This window comes from Enterococcus sp. AMC2644 (assembly GCF_058216475.1).
In genome coordinates, this window is record NZ_CM177095.1 from 92537 (window position 1) to 106607 (window position 14071).

The 14071-nt window shown below is 35.6% G+C and carries 19 protein-coding genes; 11 read left to right on the top strand and 8 right to left on the bottom strand.

Annotated elements, in window-relative coordinates; translation table 11 throughout:
* Nucleotides 1–31: 31 nt before the first annotated feature.
* The gene (locus tag AC4BC5_RS00390; protein ID WP_490496205.1) at nucleotides 32–1252 is read right to left on the bottom strand and encodes a M28 family metallopeptidase; all 1221 of its coding nucleotides are present in this window, start codon (nucleotides 1250–1252) and stop codon (nucleotides 32–34) included.
* Nucleotides 1253–1376: 124 nt separating this feature from the next.
* On the opposite strand from AC4BC5_RS00390, the gene queG reads away from it, so the two are divergent.
* Nucleotides 1377–2534 (top strand): tRNA epoxyqueuosine(34) reductase QueG, encoded by a 1158-nt coding sequence (queG, locus tag AC4BC5_RS00395; protein ID WP_490496206.1) that lies wholly within the window; start codon nucleotides 1377–1379, stop codon nucleotides 2532–2534.
* Here the strand turns inward: queG and AC4BC5_RS00400 are convergent, their stop codons facing one another.
* The gene (locus tag AC4BC5_RS00400) at nucleotides 2535–3062 is read right to left on the bottom strand and encodes an ECF transporter S component (RefSeq protein WP_490496207.1); all 528 of its coding nucleotides are present in this window, start codon (nucleotides 3060–3062) and stop codon (nucleotides 2535–2537) included.
* A 119-nt stretch (nucleotides 3063–3181) separates the two neighbouring features.
* Between AC4BC5_RS00400 and AC4BC5_RS00405 the strand changes: the two genes are divergently transcribed.
* Together AC4BC5_RS00405 and AC4BC5_RS00410 are read left to right on the top strand one after the other, a co-directional pair.
* Entirely contained in the window at nucleotides 3182–4120 is a 939-nt protein-coding gene (locus AC4BC5_RS00405) for a magnesium transporter CorA family protein (RefSeq protein WP_490496208.1), read from the top strand.
* A gap of 66 nt (nucleotides 4121–4186) precedes the next feature.
* Nucleotides 4187–4417, top strand: coding sequence for a hypothetical protein (locus AC4BC5_RS00410; protein WP_490496209.1), 231 nt, complete (start codon nucleotides 4187–4189; stop codon nucleotides 4415–4417).
* A gap of 38 nt (nucleotides 4418–4455) precedes the next feature.
* Here the strand turns inward: AC4BC5_RS00410 and AC4BC5_RS00415 are convergent, their stop codons facing one another.
* The 4 genes from AC4BC5_RS00415 to AC4BC5_RS00430 all read right to left on the bottom strand — a co-directional run bounded on the left by AC4BC5_RS00415 (nucleotide 4456) and on the right by AC4BC5_RS00430 (nucleotide 7883).
* The gene (locus AC4BC5_RS00415; protein ID WP_490496210.1) at nucleotides 4456–5349 is read right to left on the bottom strand and encodes an SDR family oxidoreductase; all 894 of its coding nucleotides are present in this window, start codon (nucleotides 5347–5349) and stop codon (nucleotides 4456–4458) included.
* A 133-nt stretch (nucleotides 5350–5482) separates the two neighbouring features.
* Entirely contained in the window at nucleotides 5483–6148 is a 666-nt protein-coding gene (locus tag AC4BC5_RS00420; RefSeq protein ID WP_490496211.1) for a DUF2238 domain-containing protein, read from the bottom strand.
* Nucleotides 6145–6639, bottom strand: coding sequence for a nucleoside 2-deoxyribosyltransferase (locus tag AC4BC5_RS00425; protein WP_490496212.1), 495 nt, complete (start codon nucleotides 6637–6639; stop codon nucleotides 6145–6147). Before AC4BC5_RS00425 ends, AC4BC5_RS00420 begins: the two co-directional genes overlap by 4 nt.
* 29 nt (nucleotides 6640–6668) lie before the next feature.
* The gene (locus tag AC4BC5_RS00430) at nucleotides 6669–7883 is read right to left on the bottom strand and encodes a GNAT family N-acetyltransferase (RefSeq protein WP_490496213.1); all 1215 of its coding nucleotides are present in this window, start codon (nucleotides 7881–7883) and stop codon (nucleotides 6669–6671) included.
* Nucleotides 7884–8025: 142 nt separating this feature from the next.
* On the opposite strand from AC4BC5_RS00430, the gene lepA reads away from it, so the two are divergent.
* A complete protein-coding gene (gene lepA, locus AC4BC5_RS00435; RefSeq protein WP_490496214.1) occupies nucleotides 8026–9858 on the top strand; it encodes a translation elongation factor 4 in 1833 nt (610 codons plus the stop codon).
* A 136-nt stretch (nucleotides 9859–9994) separates the two neighbouring features.
* Here the strand turns inward: lepA and ykzS are convergent, their stop codons facing one another.
* Nucleotides 9995–10180, bottom strand: a complete 186-nt coding sequence (gene ykzS / locus AC4BC5_RS00440) for a protein YkzS (protein WP_490496215.1) — start codon at nucleotides 10178–10180, stop codon at nucleotides 9995–9997.
* 122 nt (nucleotides 10181–10302) lie between these two features.
* Here ykzS and AC4BC5_RS00445 point away from each other — a divergent pair, with 122 nt between their 5' ends.
* The 7 genes from AC4BC5_RS00445 (at nucleotide 10303) to AC4BC5_RS00475 (ending at nucleotide 13032) form a co-directional block, all read left to right on the top strand.
* Nucleotides 10303–10536: a hypothetical protein gene (locus AC4BC5_RS00445; protein WP_490496216.1), complete on the top strand. Its 234-nt coding sequence runs from the start codon at nucleotides 10303–10305 to the stop codon at nucleotides 10534–10536.
* On the top strand, nucleotides 10533–10820 hold the full coding sequence (locus AC4BC5_RS00450) for a hypothetical protein (protein WP_490496217.1): 288 nt from the start codon (nucleotides 10533–10535) through the stop codon (nucleotides 10818–10820). The genes AC4BC5_RS00445 and AC4BC5_RS00450 overlap by 4 nt, the downstream gene beginning before the upstream one ends.
* A 111-nt stretch (nucleotides 10821–10931) precedes the next feature.
* A complete protein-coding gene (locus AC4BC5_RS00455; RefSeq protein ID WP_490496218.1) occupies nucleotides 10932–11357 on the top strand; it encodes a hypothetical protein in 426 nt (141 codons plus the stop codon).
* Nucleotides 11358–11456: 99 nt separating this feature from the next.
* Nucleotides 11457–11714 carry a hypothetical protein gene (locus AC4BC5_RS00460; RefSeq protein WP_490496219.1) on the top strand — a complete coding sequence of 86 codons (258 nt, stop codon included), beginning with the start codon at nucleotides 11457–11459 and terminating at the stop codon, nucleotides 11712–11714.
* A gap of 40 nt (nucleotides 11715–11754) precedes the next feature.
* Nucleotides 11755–12255 carry a hypothetical protein gene (locus tag AC4BC5_RS00465; protein WP_490496220.1) on the top strand — a complete coding sequence of 167 codons (501 nt, stop codon included), beginning with the start codon at nucleotides 11755–11757 and terminating at the stop codon, nucleotides 12253–12255.
* Nucleotides 12252–12560, top strand: coding sequence for a helix-turn-helix domain-containing protein (locus AC4BC5_RS00470; RefSeq protein WP_490496221.1), 309 nt, complete (start codon nucleotides 12252–12254; stop codon nucleotides 12558–12560). Before AC4BC5_RS00465 ends, AC4BC5_RS00470 begins: the two co-directional genes overlap by 4 nt.
* 7 nt (nucleotides 12561–12567) lie before the next feature.
* On the top strand, nucleotides 12568–13032 hold the full coding sequence (locus tag AC4BC5_RS00475; protein WP_490496222.1) for a hypothetical protein: 465 nt from the start codon (nucleotides 12568–12570) through the stop codon (nucleotides 13030–13032).
* 52 nt (nucleotides 13033–13084) lie between these two features.
* Here AC4BC5_RS00475 and AC4BC5_RS00480 read toward each other — a convergent pair whose 3' ends face one another.
* Nucleotides 13085–14059, bottom strand: a complete 975-nt coding sequence (locus AC4BC5_RS00480) for an N-acetylmuramoyl-L-alanine amidase (RefSeq protein WP_490496223.1) — start codon at nucleotides 14057–14059, stop codon at nucleotides 13085–13087.
* Nucleotides 14060–14071: the final 12 nt, after the last annotated feature.

The window sequence follows — 14071 nt, forward strand, 5'->3', positions numbered from 1 at the left end:
AGGTTTTTTATGAAAAAGTTTTATTTTCTTTTCATTTTTCTTTTCTTAATAAATAGACATCTAGCTCTTCTTTCATCTTTTCTGAAATTTCTCTTGAGATTGGCATGACTTGTGCATTAATAATTCGTGAAGCAAAGGCAACAATAAAAGCAACACTTTTATTAAAAGAATCTATACTTAGAAAATCAATCACATCTTTTTTTGAATGAATCACTGGACCACCCGGAGCAGCACCTCTAGCAAAAGTCACAGCAGGCACGCCACCGTCTGCAAAAGGAGTAGAATCACTTGGATAAACACCTTGACTCGTTTTAATTCCATGCCCTAGCTCATTCGCCACAAAATCAATAAAATGAATCACAGCTTCTGTTGCAGTTGCACATGCCACATCATGTCCCAAAACGGCACCAAGCATATCAATATTGATGACTAAACGATAATTAGATAATTCTTCCTGATGGGCTTTCACATAGGCTGTTGATCCACAAAGCCCACGCTCTTCTGCACCACACCAAATAAATTTCAGCGTACGCTTGGGTTTTGTTTTTATAAAATGAGTCAAAAAGTCAAAAACTGCCAACACTCCTGTTGCATTATCATAAACGCCTTTTGAATGCCGAACTGAATCATAATGTGCAGTAAAAGCAACGACTTCTTGACTTTCTCCAGGAATTGTTGCCACAATATTATGTGAGGTTCGCAGGTTTTCTTTACTAATTATATTCATTTTAACTTTTTGAGGATTCATCCGGACCAATCTCTCAGCATCGTTAATACTCATCGTAACTCCAGGTATTTTCCCAAGTTCTTGTAATTTTGGACGTAAATAACGTTCTTCAATATCTGTGTACTCATCGTAACAGTCGCCATTAAAAGTAATAAAGCCTGCAACCTCCGCTTCGATAATTTTTTTATATGAAGCATACGTAATTCCACCATTAAACAAGACAATTTTATTTTTTGCTTGTACCAAATTAATTGAATCTAACGCATCAATATAAAGGAATTCGGCTTCTACCTCTCCAACTCCGCCCATACCGACACCAGTTACTTCAAATATTTCATTAACTGGAGTGACAACTTCAAAGGTAGCCTTCATTTCTTCTGCAAAATCAATTGTAAATGGTTCAAGTTCAACTTTAACACCATATTTCTCAACTTCCTCTTTAATGATGGCCATTGCTTGATATTCTTCTGCTGAACCAGCAACACGTTCGAAAGATAATTTTTCTAATAAATCAAAATTTTCCATACGTTTCCCTCCTCACTATTAGTATACGAAGCAAAGTTTAGATGAACAATGTGTTTTTCTAGGATAGAATCCAACAATCTATGTTATAGTTAGTGCAGATAATGAACAAAATGGAGTGTGTTTGATGTTAACCTTAAAAGAAAAAATTATTGCCGAAAGTAAAAAAATAGGCATTGATAAAATTGGTTTTACAACAGCTGAACCATTCGAATACTTAAAAGACTCTTTAATCGAGCAACGAGAAGCTGGTCATACCTCAGGCTTTGAACACCAAGTGATTGATGAGCGAATTTATCCTGAAAAGACGTTTGAAAATCCTCAAAGTATCATTGCGATTGCTTTAGCATACCCGACTCGAATTCACGAAGAAGTCCCTCGTGATGAAAAACGCGGACAATTTGCTCGAGCATCTTGGGGGATTGATTATCATAACATTCTAAAAGACCGTTTAGAACGCTTAATCGACTATATTAAAACAGAAGCTGCTTCTGAGCAAGAAGAAGCAAACTGGCGATTTGCACCGCAAGTTGATACTGGTGAATTAGTGGACGTTGCGGTTGCGCAGCGTGCAGGTTTAGGCTTCATTGGTAAAAATGGCTTACTAATTACGGAAGAATATGGATCTTTTGTCTATTTAGGTGAAATCATTACCAATATTCAATTTGAGCCAGATACCCCTGTACCAAATGGTTGTGGTGATTGTACACGTTGTATTACAGGTTGTCCGACAGGTGCTTTATTAGGGGATGGACGAATGAATGCCAAAAAATGTCTATCTTATCAGACACAAACCAAAGGCATGATGCCTAAAGAATATCGCCGTAAAATCCGTAATACTATTTATGGATGCGATATTTGCCAACTAGTTTGTCCCTATAACAAAGGAAAAGATTTTCATTTTCATAAAGAAATGGAACCAAAACCAGATGAAGTTTTCCCGAAACTAACGCCTATGCTTTCTATTTCTAATAAACAATTTAAAGCACAATTTGGGCATTTAGCCGGATCATGGCGTGGGAAAAAGCCTTTACAACGCAATGCACTAATTGCTCTTGCTAATCTCGGTGGCCGTGAAGCACTTCCTGACATTGTTAAATGTTTGGAGGACCAACGCCCTGTTATTCGCGGGACAGCAGTTTGGGCAATCGGACAATTAACAAAGCGAAATCCCGAACAATATCTATCACAGTTGCAATCAATGCAAGAAAAAGAAACTGATGAAGAGGTCATCTTGGAACTAGAAGAAACCTTAGAGCTACTTACAAATAAAGAGAAGGCCTAACTAAGCCTTCTCTTTTATTTGATAAAATAATTGCTGAAAAATCGGAGCTAATAAAAAATAAAAAACGCCATTGCCTAGGCCATGTAAGAAATCAAAATATAAACCTGCAAAATAATATGGCCAAAATTGGGGGATTCCATAGATTTGCACATCAATCCCAGCAATAACAAAACCATACAAAAAACCTGAAATCACGCTAAAAATCACTTGTAAACTACGCTTTTTACGAAAAAGAGACCAGCGACACAATAGACCCATACATAAAATAATAACGCTGAATGAAAGAATTTGAGAAATCGTCCATATCCCCATCCCCATGTATAAATTAGTAATAATTAATGACAAAACATTCACTACCAACCCTCGTGAAATCCCTAATTGATACGTTAAAATCAAAAAAATAGCAGTCATTGGTTGGATATTAGGAATAAATTGAAATAAGGTTCTGCCAACTACACAAGCAGCCACTGTCATCGCTAAATACGCAATTTCATATGTTGAAAAAAAGGAGTGTTGTTCATTTTTCATAAGATAATTCCTTTCTCATTCTATGTTTTTAGTATAACTTAGTTTCCAAGTCCATGCATCCTATCTAACAGGAAAAATATGGTATGCTAACAGTAACAAATAACAAATGAGGTGAGTAGATGTTAGCTTATTATACGATTGATAAAGACCATGGTTTACAAAACGGAAGCTCCGAAAATCACAATTGGCTTGTTTTTGATCAAGAAGAAGATGCGACAATCGAACAGCTTTTAACAGATTTTTCATTACCTGATGATATTTTCATCGGTGCCGATGATTCAGGTGAAGTTTCGCGTATTGAATATTTAAAAGACACTAAGCTATCTAACCCTATATCAGTTGTATTATTGAATCTTTCTTCTGAATATCAAAATATTGAACAACGAATCGAGCCTATTTCTTTTATATTATCTGAGGATCTTTTAATTACTTATATTGGTAAGAATAGCCATTTTATTCAACATTTATTAGAAAAAAAAACTTCGTTTCGTTCATTTGAACAAGTTTTACTTACTGCTCTTTTAACAAGCTATCGTCATTTTATTGCAGGATTAAAAGAATTAAAAACAGAAATAGATGACCTGGATACAGCTGCGCGCCAAACGACAGATAGTAAACGCTTGTTCCAATTAGCTGATGTCGATCGAGCAATTATTTTTATCGATCATACTCTTGCTGATCAAAATCAAATGTTAGATAAACTTTTGGAAGATGAATGCCTACTTCAAAAAGTAAATAACCCTGCTCTAATTCACGATGTCAAATTACAACAAAAACAAGCATTAAAATTAGTTCAAATTTATCATGATTTAATTAACACAATTGGCAGTCTTTTTGCCAGTATGATTGATAACAACTTAAACCATCTGATGAAATACCTGGAATCAGCAGCACTAGTTTTGTCTATACCTACTGTTATCGCAGGTATTTGGGGAATGAATACAGGTGGTCTCCCTTGGGCAAAATCTTCGTTAGGTTTTGGTATTGTCATGCTATTCACCATCATTTTAACTATCTTAACTGGTATTTACCTAAAAAATAAAAACTATTTCAAATAAAAGAAAGCCCTTTCTTTTGTCATCTATACACTATTTTGTTATCATAAAAGAAAGGAGGAATGAACTATGACGAACCCTGATGATAAGTTAAAAAAATTGGCGGAAGAACGTAAAGAACACAATCCTTTTGATAAAATCGATGACATCGAAAAAGAATATAATTTGGATGAAAAACCGCAAGTAACCGAAGATGACGAAGTCGATGAACATTTGGATAAAGTTCCAATTGAAGAAGATCCTATTGTAAAACTTGCAATGGCAGAACAGCGACTACACAATAACCAAACGCCAAAATAAAACGAAGGTCTGATTCGTCAGACCTTCGTTTATTGTTTCTATAAATTTATCGCAGTTCCACCAGTTACACCATAGGTTTGAGCTGTTACATAACTAGCTTCATTTGAGGCTAAAAAGACATATACTGGAGCTAATTCTACTGGTTGGCCCGCACGTTCTAATAAAGAATCCTGTCCAAACTCAGATAGTGCACCTGGAAGCTGTCCTTCAGCTAATTGCAGTGGTGTCCAAATTGGGCCAGGAGCAACGCCATTAACTCGAATTCCTTTTTTAGCAAATTGGGTTGCTAAATTAACTGTAAAATTGCTAATAGCAGCTTTAGTTGCAGCATAGTCTAATAAGTTGTCACTTGGATCAGTCGCTTGTACCGAAGTAGTTGTAACGATAGCACCTCCTGCTGGCAAATAAGGTTCTGCCTCTTTAACTAAAGCAAACATGGCAATAATATTGACTGTAAAGGTATCGCTAACTTGTTGAATCCCCAACTCACTGATTGATTTACGAGCGAATTGTTGCGCAGCATTTAAAACCAATGTGTCTAAACCACCTAATTCTTTCACGGCCTGTTTAATAATTTCATGTGGTGATTGTTCATTGCGTAAATCATACGGCAGTAAAACAACTTTTCTTCCTGCTTTTTTGATGTATTCAGCAACTTCATTCGCATCTTTTTCTTCTCCAGGTAAAAAATGAAGTGCAACATCGGCACCTTCTCTCGCAAACGCAATGGCAACAGCTCGTCCAATACCAGAATCTGCTCCTGTAATTAATACCCGGCGATTTTCTAGCCGATTATTTCCCTGGTAACTTTCTTCTCCACAATCAGGTTGAATAACCATGTCTTCTTCTAAGGCTGGAGTGTCTTGATCCTGTTTCGAAAACTTTCCTGTATGATACATCTTTCTCGGGTCTTTTAAAACTGGTTCTGTCATACCGTAGCTCCTCCTTTTCAATACTACTTCTATTGTAACGAAAAAAATTTTAACTGCCTATTAATTGTCATGTTCACTTTTTAATCTATAGTAGACAAAAATGACCAATCTTTTAAAAGACTGGTCATTTTTCTTATTTCAGAATTTGAATTTGATACCCTTCAAAATATTTTGTATTTTTGCGATACTGATTCCAAGAGAATACACCCATAATTACTGCGCCAATCGTATTGATTAACAAATCCCCCATCGTATCAGATAAAGCTGCATGTCCAACAAATTCCACACCATCGATTGTCATGTAACGTTGTAGATTCATATTGCCTATCGCATCCCATGACCATTCCCAAAACTCCCAAAAAACACCGCATACACCAGCAAATGAAAAGCCAAACAGTAAGAAAACCCATGGTGAAATATCACTGACTTCATTATCCAGGCTACCTAACAACGTGCAGATTATTCCATATCCTACAGCGGTTAAAATCATTGGACTAGTCATATGCAAAATTTTATCCCAAAATGGGATAATATCCATCATATGCAAACAGGTTCCGATAAAAACTGAAAGTAATAAGAAGAACCAATAAAAATAAACAATTGATGGTGGAAAGACAATCTTAAAAAAACTTTTTAAAAACTGTGGACCATAAATTAAAGCAATCCCCATAAGGCATTCCATAATAGTAACTAATGCTGCAAGTGGTGGTACTCCTAAAAATAATTCTCCAACATTAAACGCTAATGTGAATAAACCAATAATTAATAAGCTTCGTCTTAATTTTGTTTCAAATGTCATTTGGATGCCTCGCTACTTTCCATATGCGCAGCCAAGCCTGTTAAAAGATCTTCTTCAGATGAATAAATTTCACCTTTTAGTTTAACTAAGCCCACTGTATATAAATTTAAGTAATGAAACTGATTTTCACCTACAGTTTGCAATGCAGCCAACTTTTTAGGATGTTCCCCACCCTGTTGACGCGTATCTGTGTATAATCCTAGTATAGGGATATCTTTTGCATAGGCAATCCCAATCTCTGAAGCAACACCAGCATCAATGGTCATACCATCTAATACTGCAATCATCAACTGACTTTCTAAAACTTTCTCTGTATCAGCTAACGCAATCATTTTACTATCTGCATAAGCTGCTTTATTATTAATTGCTGCATTTTCCTGAGGTAAATAAATGTTGACTTCAGGATATCTCTCTCGAATCATTTTTACTAAATAAGCATTGTAAACTAAATCGCTTTTTGCAAACATTGGTGCTGCAAAATAAATATTCATGGTTTTCCCTCCAAAATTATAAAAGTTTTTTAAAAGTCATCACTAAAATATGCTGCCATATCAGGGATTATTCGCTCTAATGTTCGTAATGTCTCTTTATCAGTATCAATTCGCTCAATTTGAGCTAAGTAAGCAGCACGACGGTAATTCATTAATAAGCAAGTTAATGTTTGAATATCGAGATAAACCGGCTCTCCCACAGCTTCTCTTACTACCTGCAACTGTTCGTTTTCCCATATTAAACCAAAGATACCATTATTCCATTGAGCTAACGGATCGCTGACCACAAAATGGAAGTTTTTTCTGAAAGGTTTGAAAGGAAACACCTTTAGAAATTCTTCAACATCAACAATTCTTGCCATGAAATAGGGTTCAATCGTCTCACGAATTTGCCCGTCTTCCAATAAAAAGGCTAATGGTTCATTTTTGTAAATATTTCCTTGAATCCAATAAACCATTGAAAAATGTGCAGTAATAAAATTCCATAGGCCATTACGTGCTTCTTGATTCAAATAAAACATCTCTTTAATGTGAAAAACCTCTTCAGCAATCCAATAAAACAACACCCCTTTAGGATTGCCGGCTTCATCATAATAAATTGCTGCTGTACGCTGTTCTTCATTCTCATAACGCCAATACTCTTCCCAATTAAACTTTGTTCGTTGCAAGGCACCATGGTTTTCTTTAGCAAATTGATTATACACTTTATAAACATCTTCATGATCAACTTCTTGACGCTCTACCATCCCCGATACATTGACGTTCTTAGGTAATTGCGTATCTCGAATTTTAAACGTCAATTTATCCGACATGATTTCCCATCCCTTACGACGATAATAAGGAATGCTATACGGATATAAATAAGAAATCCATTGTTGATTTTCACGCATGTTCTCTAAGGATACCCGAACTAGTTCATTCATTAAACCATGACCAGCATACTCAGGATAAGTACCTACACCTGTTACACCTCCCATTTTGTAAAGTGTTCCATGAATATTTACTTCACAAGGGTAAATCGCAATTTGTGAAACTAATTGCTCATTATTAAACCATCCAAAGACTTTTGATAATTCTAAGATTGGTTTTTTAGACTTAATCATTTCTCGTTTGTTTTCAAAGCCACTTTCTTCAATGTCTGATTTTGTCACTTGAAAGACATAACTCAGTAATTCATTAAATTGCGCCACATCTTTTTCTTCAACTGGGCGAATTTTTAAATTATGATTGAAAGGTTTATCCATAATTCCAACTCCATCTCTTGTTTTTTATAGTATAACAAACTCATAGAAATTTTGTCAGTTTAAGGTATAACAAAACTCTTTAAATCTATTACTTTCGTTGGTATAATATAAAGGCTGACTATAAGAAATGAGGAATTTATCCATGCATAATTTAGAAGAAATGAAAAAGCGTCAAAAAAAGATTCGTAACTTTTCCATTATCGCACATATTGACCACGGAAAATCGACTTTAGCTGATCGTATTTTAGAAAAAACGAATACTGTAAGTTCACGAGAAATGCAAGCGCAACTCCTTGATTCCATGGATTTAGAAAGAGAACGTGGAATTACTATTAAACTGAATGCTGTTGAATTGAACTTTACTTCCAAAAATGGTGAAACTTATATCTTTCACTTGATTGATACGCCAGGACATGTCGATTTCACATATGAAGTTTCCAGAAGTTTAGCTGCTTGTGAAGGAGCTGTCCTAGTGGTTGATGCTGCCCAGGGTATTGAAGCCCAAACACTAGCAAATGTTTATTTAGCATTAGATAACGATTTGGAAATCTTGCCTGTTATTAACAAAATTGATTTACCTGCCGCTGATCCAGAACGTGTTCGTAAAGAAATTGAAGATGTTATCGGTATCGATGCTAGCGAAGCGGTATTAGCCAGTGCAAAAGCAGGGATTGGTATTGAAGATATTTTAGAACAAATCGTTGAATACGTCCCACAACCACAAGGTGATTTAGAAGCACCTTTAAAAGCGCTAATCTTTGATTCAGTTTATGATGCTTATCGCGGAGTTGTTTTAAATGTCCGCGTGATGGATGGTGTTATTCGCCCAGGTGATAAAATCCAAATGATGAGTAACGGAAAAACATTTGATGTAACTGAAGTTGGTGTTTTTTCACCAAAAGCCATTCAACGTGATTATTTAATGGTTGGAGATGTTGGCTATGTGACAGCAGCCATTAAAACTGTACAAGACACACGTGTTGGTGACACAATTACTTTAGCCAATAATCCAGCGACAGACGCTCTTGAAGGCTATCGTCAAATGAATCCTATGGTTTATTGTGGTCTCTACCCTATCGACACTTCTCGTTATAACGATTTGCGTGAAGCATTAGAGAAATTACAATTAAATGATGCTGCATTACAATTTGAACCAGAAACTTCTCAAGCATTAGGTTTTGGGTTCCGTTGTGGTTTCCTAGGTTTGCTTCACATGGATGTTATTCAAGAACGCCTAGAACGTGAATTCAATTTAGAATTAATTACAACTGCTCCATCAGTAATCTATCATGTTAATAAAACAGATGGCTCCACTGTAATTGTCGATAACCCTGCTGAATTTCCAGAACCAGTAACTATTGACAGCGTGGAAGAACCTTATGTCAAAGCACAAATTATGGTACCTAATGATTATGTAGGAGCAGTAATGGAATTAGCACAACGTAAACGTGGTGATTTTGTGACAATGGACTATTTAGATGATTACCGTGTAAATGTTATTTATGAAATTCCTTTATCAGAAATTGTTTTTGATTTCTTTGATAAGTTAAAATCAAGTACTAAAGGCTATGCTTCTTTAGATTACGAAATGTCTGGTTACCGAACAAGTCGTCTAGTGAAAATGGACATTTTATTAAATAGCGAAAAAGTAGACGCTCTAAGCTTTATCGTCCATCGTGATTTCGCTTTTGAACGTGGAAAAGCAATCGTTGAAAAGTTGAAAAAACTGATTCCTCGTCAACAATTTGAAGTTCCTGTTCAAGCTGCTATTGGACAAAAAATTGTTGCTCGCTCGGATATTAAAGCCCTGCGTAAAAATGTTTTAGCAAAATGCTATGGCGGTGACGTCTCTCGGAAACGTAAATTACTTGAGAAGCAAAAAGAAGGTAAAAAACGAATGAAACAAATCGGTTCAGTCGAAGTTCCACAAGACGCCTTCATGGCAGTTCTTAAGATGGATGATGATGCAAAGTAAGTCACATCAACTTTTTACTAGTTTTTAAATGATAAATAATTACTATTTAAAAGAGTTTTGCCAACATTTTGCCAACATTGAAATAGATGTTGGCAAAAATAAAAAAAAGAAGGCCCGATTTAGGAGCCTTCTTTTTTTATAATACTGTTGGATCATAACGATAAGTAACATTTCCGTGATGTGCTGCTTCACCGACAATATATTTTCTATCTTCACGTTCTTTCCACGCTTCTATAAATGTCATTACATTTTCTCGTTCAACCTTTATCTCTTCTATTTCGCCATCTACAAGTCTTTGAATAAGTTCTTTGTACGGATTCATGGTACACCTCTGTTAGTTATTTTTAACTATTATACCATCAATCTTAATAATTTGTTCGCTTGATTAAACGAACATACGTTTGTATAATCGTACTAAATTAATCTATTGTAGGAGTGATATCTATGCAAACAATTAAAGGTACTGTTAGTAAAATCAAAGTTTTAAAGCTGTCTGCCTCCCCTCTTGTCAGATTTAACGTCGGTGATATCAACTGTTTGATTGCGCAACACAGTCTTAATTTTATGTATGATATCATGGAAGATTCCGAAATTGTTGTCAGTGGTATATATAATAGTAGGAAACAATTTGTTGTTAAACGTTACTGTGTATTAAATAAAGGCATGGTGTCTTCATGAGAGCACAAGAATTGTTAACTGCTTTAAGTACAAAAGTTTTTACAACTGAGTATGAAGGTATCTACTATAATAAAGACAAACAGATTATCCCTTTTACTACTATTGATATAGACGGAGTAGGAAATCTAGTTTTGTACCAAGAAGCACATAGACAACCCTTGTTGATTAAAGACTTACTTACTAAATTGATGCTCAACAAAAAGCGTCAAATCACGTTTTGGGACGGTGAAGAAAAGTTAATCATGTTTGGCTATAAAATTGATGACGATAAGATAATTGTTTAGACCTGGCAACAGGTCTTTTTTTATTTTAAACTTTTTTACACAAAACCCTTTACTTTTGTACGCAATGCGTATATAATAGGTATATAAGATAAAGAGACGGAGGAAAAGAAAATGAAAAAATTTAACGTAAAATCAATTATGGAAATGGCTTGGAGATTAGCTAGAACTTGGGCGAACAATAAAGGTGGAAAAGCAATTGAGTATATCAGCGCTGCAATGAAACAAGCATGGAGAGTTGCAAAAGTTGATTACATCAATGCAAATGGCTTGCAAGGTGTAGAAGGTAACACAATCTACCTAACTGGATCTAAACGCCAACCAATGTATTTAGCAATCGTAGATGGATTAAGCGAAAAATTTGGTTTAAACAGAAAATTCATTCCAGCTCCAAATCGTGGAACAACTTCTCACGAATTCACTTTGGAAAACGGAAAAGTTTATAACTGGAAAGAAAGTCGCGAACAACGTTTTGGAAAATTCGAAAACGGTCAAATGATTCCATTAAGTCAACAAGAAGTAACAGCTATTTTTTCGTAATAAAAAAGCAATCACCCAACCGACCAAAGTTAAGTAATTGCTAAAGGCTAAAACCTTTAGCTCTATAATAACATAAAATAAGAAATGGAGCGATTTAATATGAAACAATTTACAGTAAACTACGGACAAGGAAATATCGAGGAAAGAGAAGCTAATAACGTTTGGGAACTAGCAGAAGAAATCAATCAAGAAGGATTACCTTATAATCAATCGTCAGTCAAAATCTTAGATCAAGATGACAACGAAATTTTAATCGCCGACTGGTGGGGAGTAGAACCCGATGAAGATGATGACATACTTCAACAAATCGGAACATTCGGGTTCTTTAGTCCTTGGAGAGAAGCTGACAACTATTGAGAGGGTTTTTCCCTCTCTACTTATAAAAAGGAGTGAAGACATGCCGAATGAAACTAAAAATTTAACTGGCATGAAATTTGGTAGATTGACCGCTTTAGAACCGACCGACAAACGTAATCGAGGGAGTGTTGTTTGGAAATGTCAGTGTTCGTGTGTTGATAAAACGATTGTTTATCGCCACGCTTCTCAACTTTTAGATGGAGACATAAATAGTTGCGGTTGTCTCAAACGAGAACAGGACAAACGGAACCTAAAAGGACAGCCCAAAGGAAATTACGAACACTTACGCCACGCGCTTCAAAATCAAAAAGTGGATGGTGTTGCTGTACAGTTTTTTACAGACAAGCCAAATAGAAACAACACGTCTGGATATAAAGGCGTGGTAAAAAAAGGGCCTAATAATTACCAAGCTAGAATTAAGGTCAATGGAAAAAATTACTTTAAATATGGCTTTAAAACTGCTGAGGAAGCCTATTATAAAGGCAGATTAGTATTGGAAAAAGAGCACCTACCTAACAAAAGAAAAGAGGAAAACAAATGAAATTTGAACTGTTTAAACAACTATACTCAGAAGCTTTGGAGTATGAGGAGATAGATATGTACATTGCAGAACGAGGTTGGCAAGAGTGGATGGAAGAGTTTGAACCATCTACTATACTACCTGCCATTTATGAGTTGGCAACATCTACAATTAAAGAAAATCGTGAACGCATTGACCTTAGTCGTGATGGATTGGCAAATCTGGTGGTTATCCCTTATCGCACATTACAAGATTGGGAACTCGGAAACAGAAAATACCCAACTTACGTAAAATTATTGATTGACTACGCACTGTTTATGAGGTGATACCACTATGGCGAAGAAAAAAGAATTATTAAAACCTGGTCAGCGGATTGAAGGTTCTAGATTGACAGTCATCAAAGAAGTTGCGCCTCGTAGAAATAGTCGTTATTTTTTGTGCCAATGCGATTGTGGAAGTAAACCAAAAGAAATACAATACTCCACTTTAAAAACTGGAACAACAAAAAGCTGTGGATGTTTACATAGCGAAATTGTGAAAAATCGTGTTTTTTCAGAAGAGACAAAAGAAAAAATGACTAAATTCCAAGAAAAATCTAAGTACAAACGAAAAGCGCGATCAGATAGTGCCACTGGATTTAATGGTGTTTCCTATAGTAAAAAAAGAAACATTTACAGTGCATATATATATGTTAAAGGCAAGAAATATTTAGGTGGTGATTTCGAAACTTTAGAAGGAGCAGTCGAAGCTAGAAGAAAATTAGAAGCAAAATATGCTACAAACAAAAAAACGGAGTAACCAACTAAGGCTACACCGCTTTTACATAAGATAAATGACCTATTTACATTTTTTATTTATACTTAGCTACTGTATCTTTACGAGTAGTGATATACAATCCAGATTTAAGTTTAAAACGTGGATATTTACCGCTGTACTCAATATTGGTAACAGTAAGGATAGTACCTTTTTTGACTTTGTTTCCAACTCGATTTTTTAGCGATACCTCTTTATAAGCATAATCGTCCTTGACTAGCTTAATTTGCGCAAATTTGGTTGTGTGGTAGTTATTGATGTCAAAAATCGGTGAGGCATCTTTGACTAACTCAATATCGTTTTCGTGCGCCCAGCCACTAAATCCATTTCCAACAATGTGATACTTCTTACCCTTTTTTGCGATTTTTTGAATAGTACCTTGCTTACCACGGCTAGCAGTGGAACGACCAACTCCTGTCGAGTCTTTGTATAACGCATCAATTACTTTTACTTGATCGCCTTTTTCAAAACTTTTAGTTGTTGGTTTAGATGTGCTGGTACCTTTACCATTTAGTTTGTTAAGCTCTGCCTGCACCATGTTTAAAAATCTTTGCCAACCAAGGTCTAACGTACGATGTGGACAATATTTATAGTAAGTACCTTGCCAATAGTCTTGGTGTTTCCCAACTTTGTTGATTCCCCATCCTTTTGATTTAAGGATTCGAGCAACTAGTTCAGCCGCATTTTTCTCTGCTTTCGTAAAACGAGTGCCACCGCTTTTCGAATAACAAATTTCTACGCCAATTGTTTTTCTATTACCTTTGCCACTTCCACCATCACCAGCGTGCCATCCATTACGGTTTAAAGGTAAACCTTGTACTGCACGAATGTCATCGACTGCATAATGAAAAGAAACTTCGTAAGGATTTCCTTGCATGTATGATACTTCTGCCATTGCGCTAGCATCATTTGCAGTATTGTGCATTGTAATTCCATCAGGATCCATCGCAAATGGGCATTTAGTGTTGTATTGTGATTGCGGTAAATTGACTTGTGTGATTGTTAAACTCATTATTTACCATCC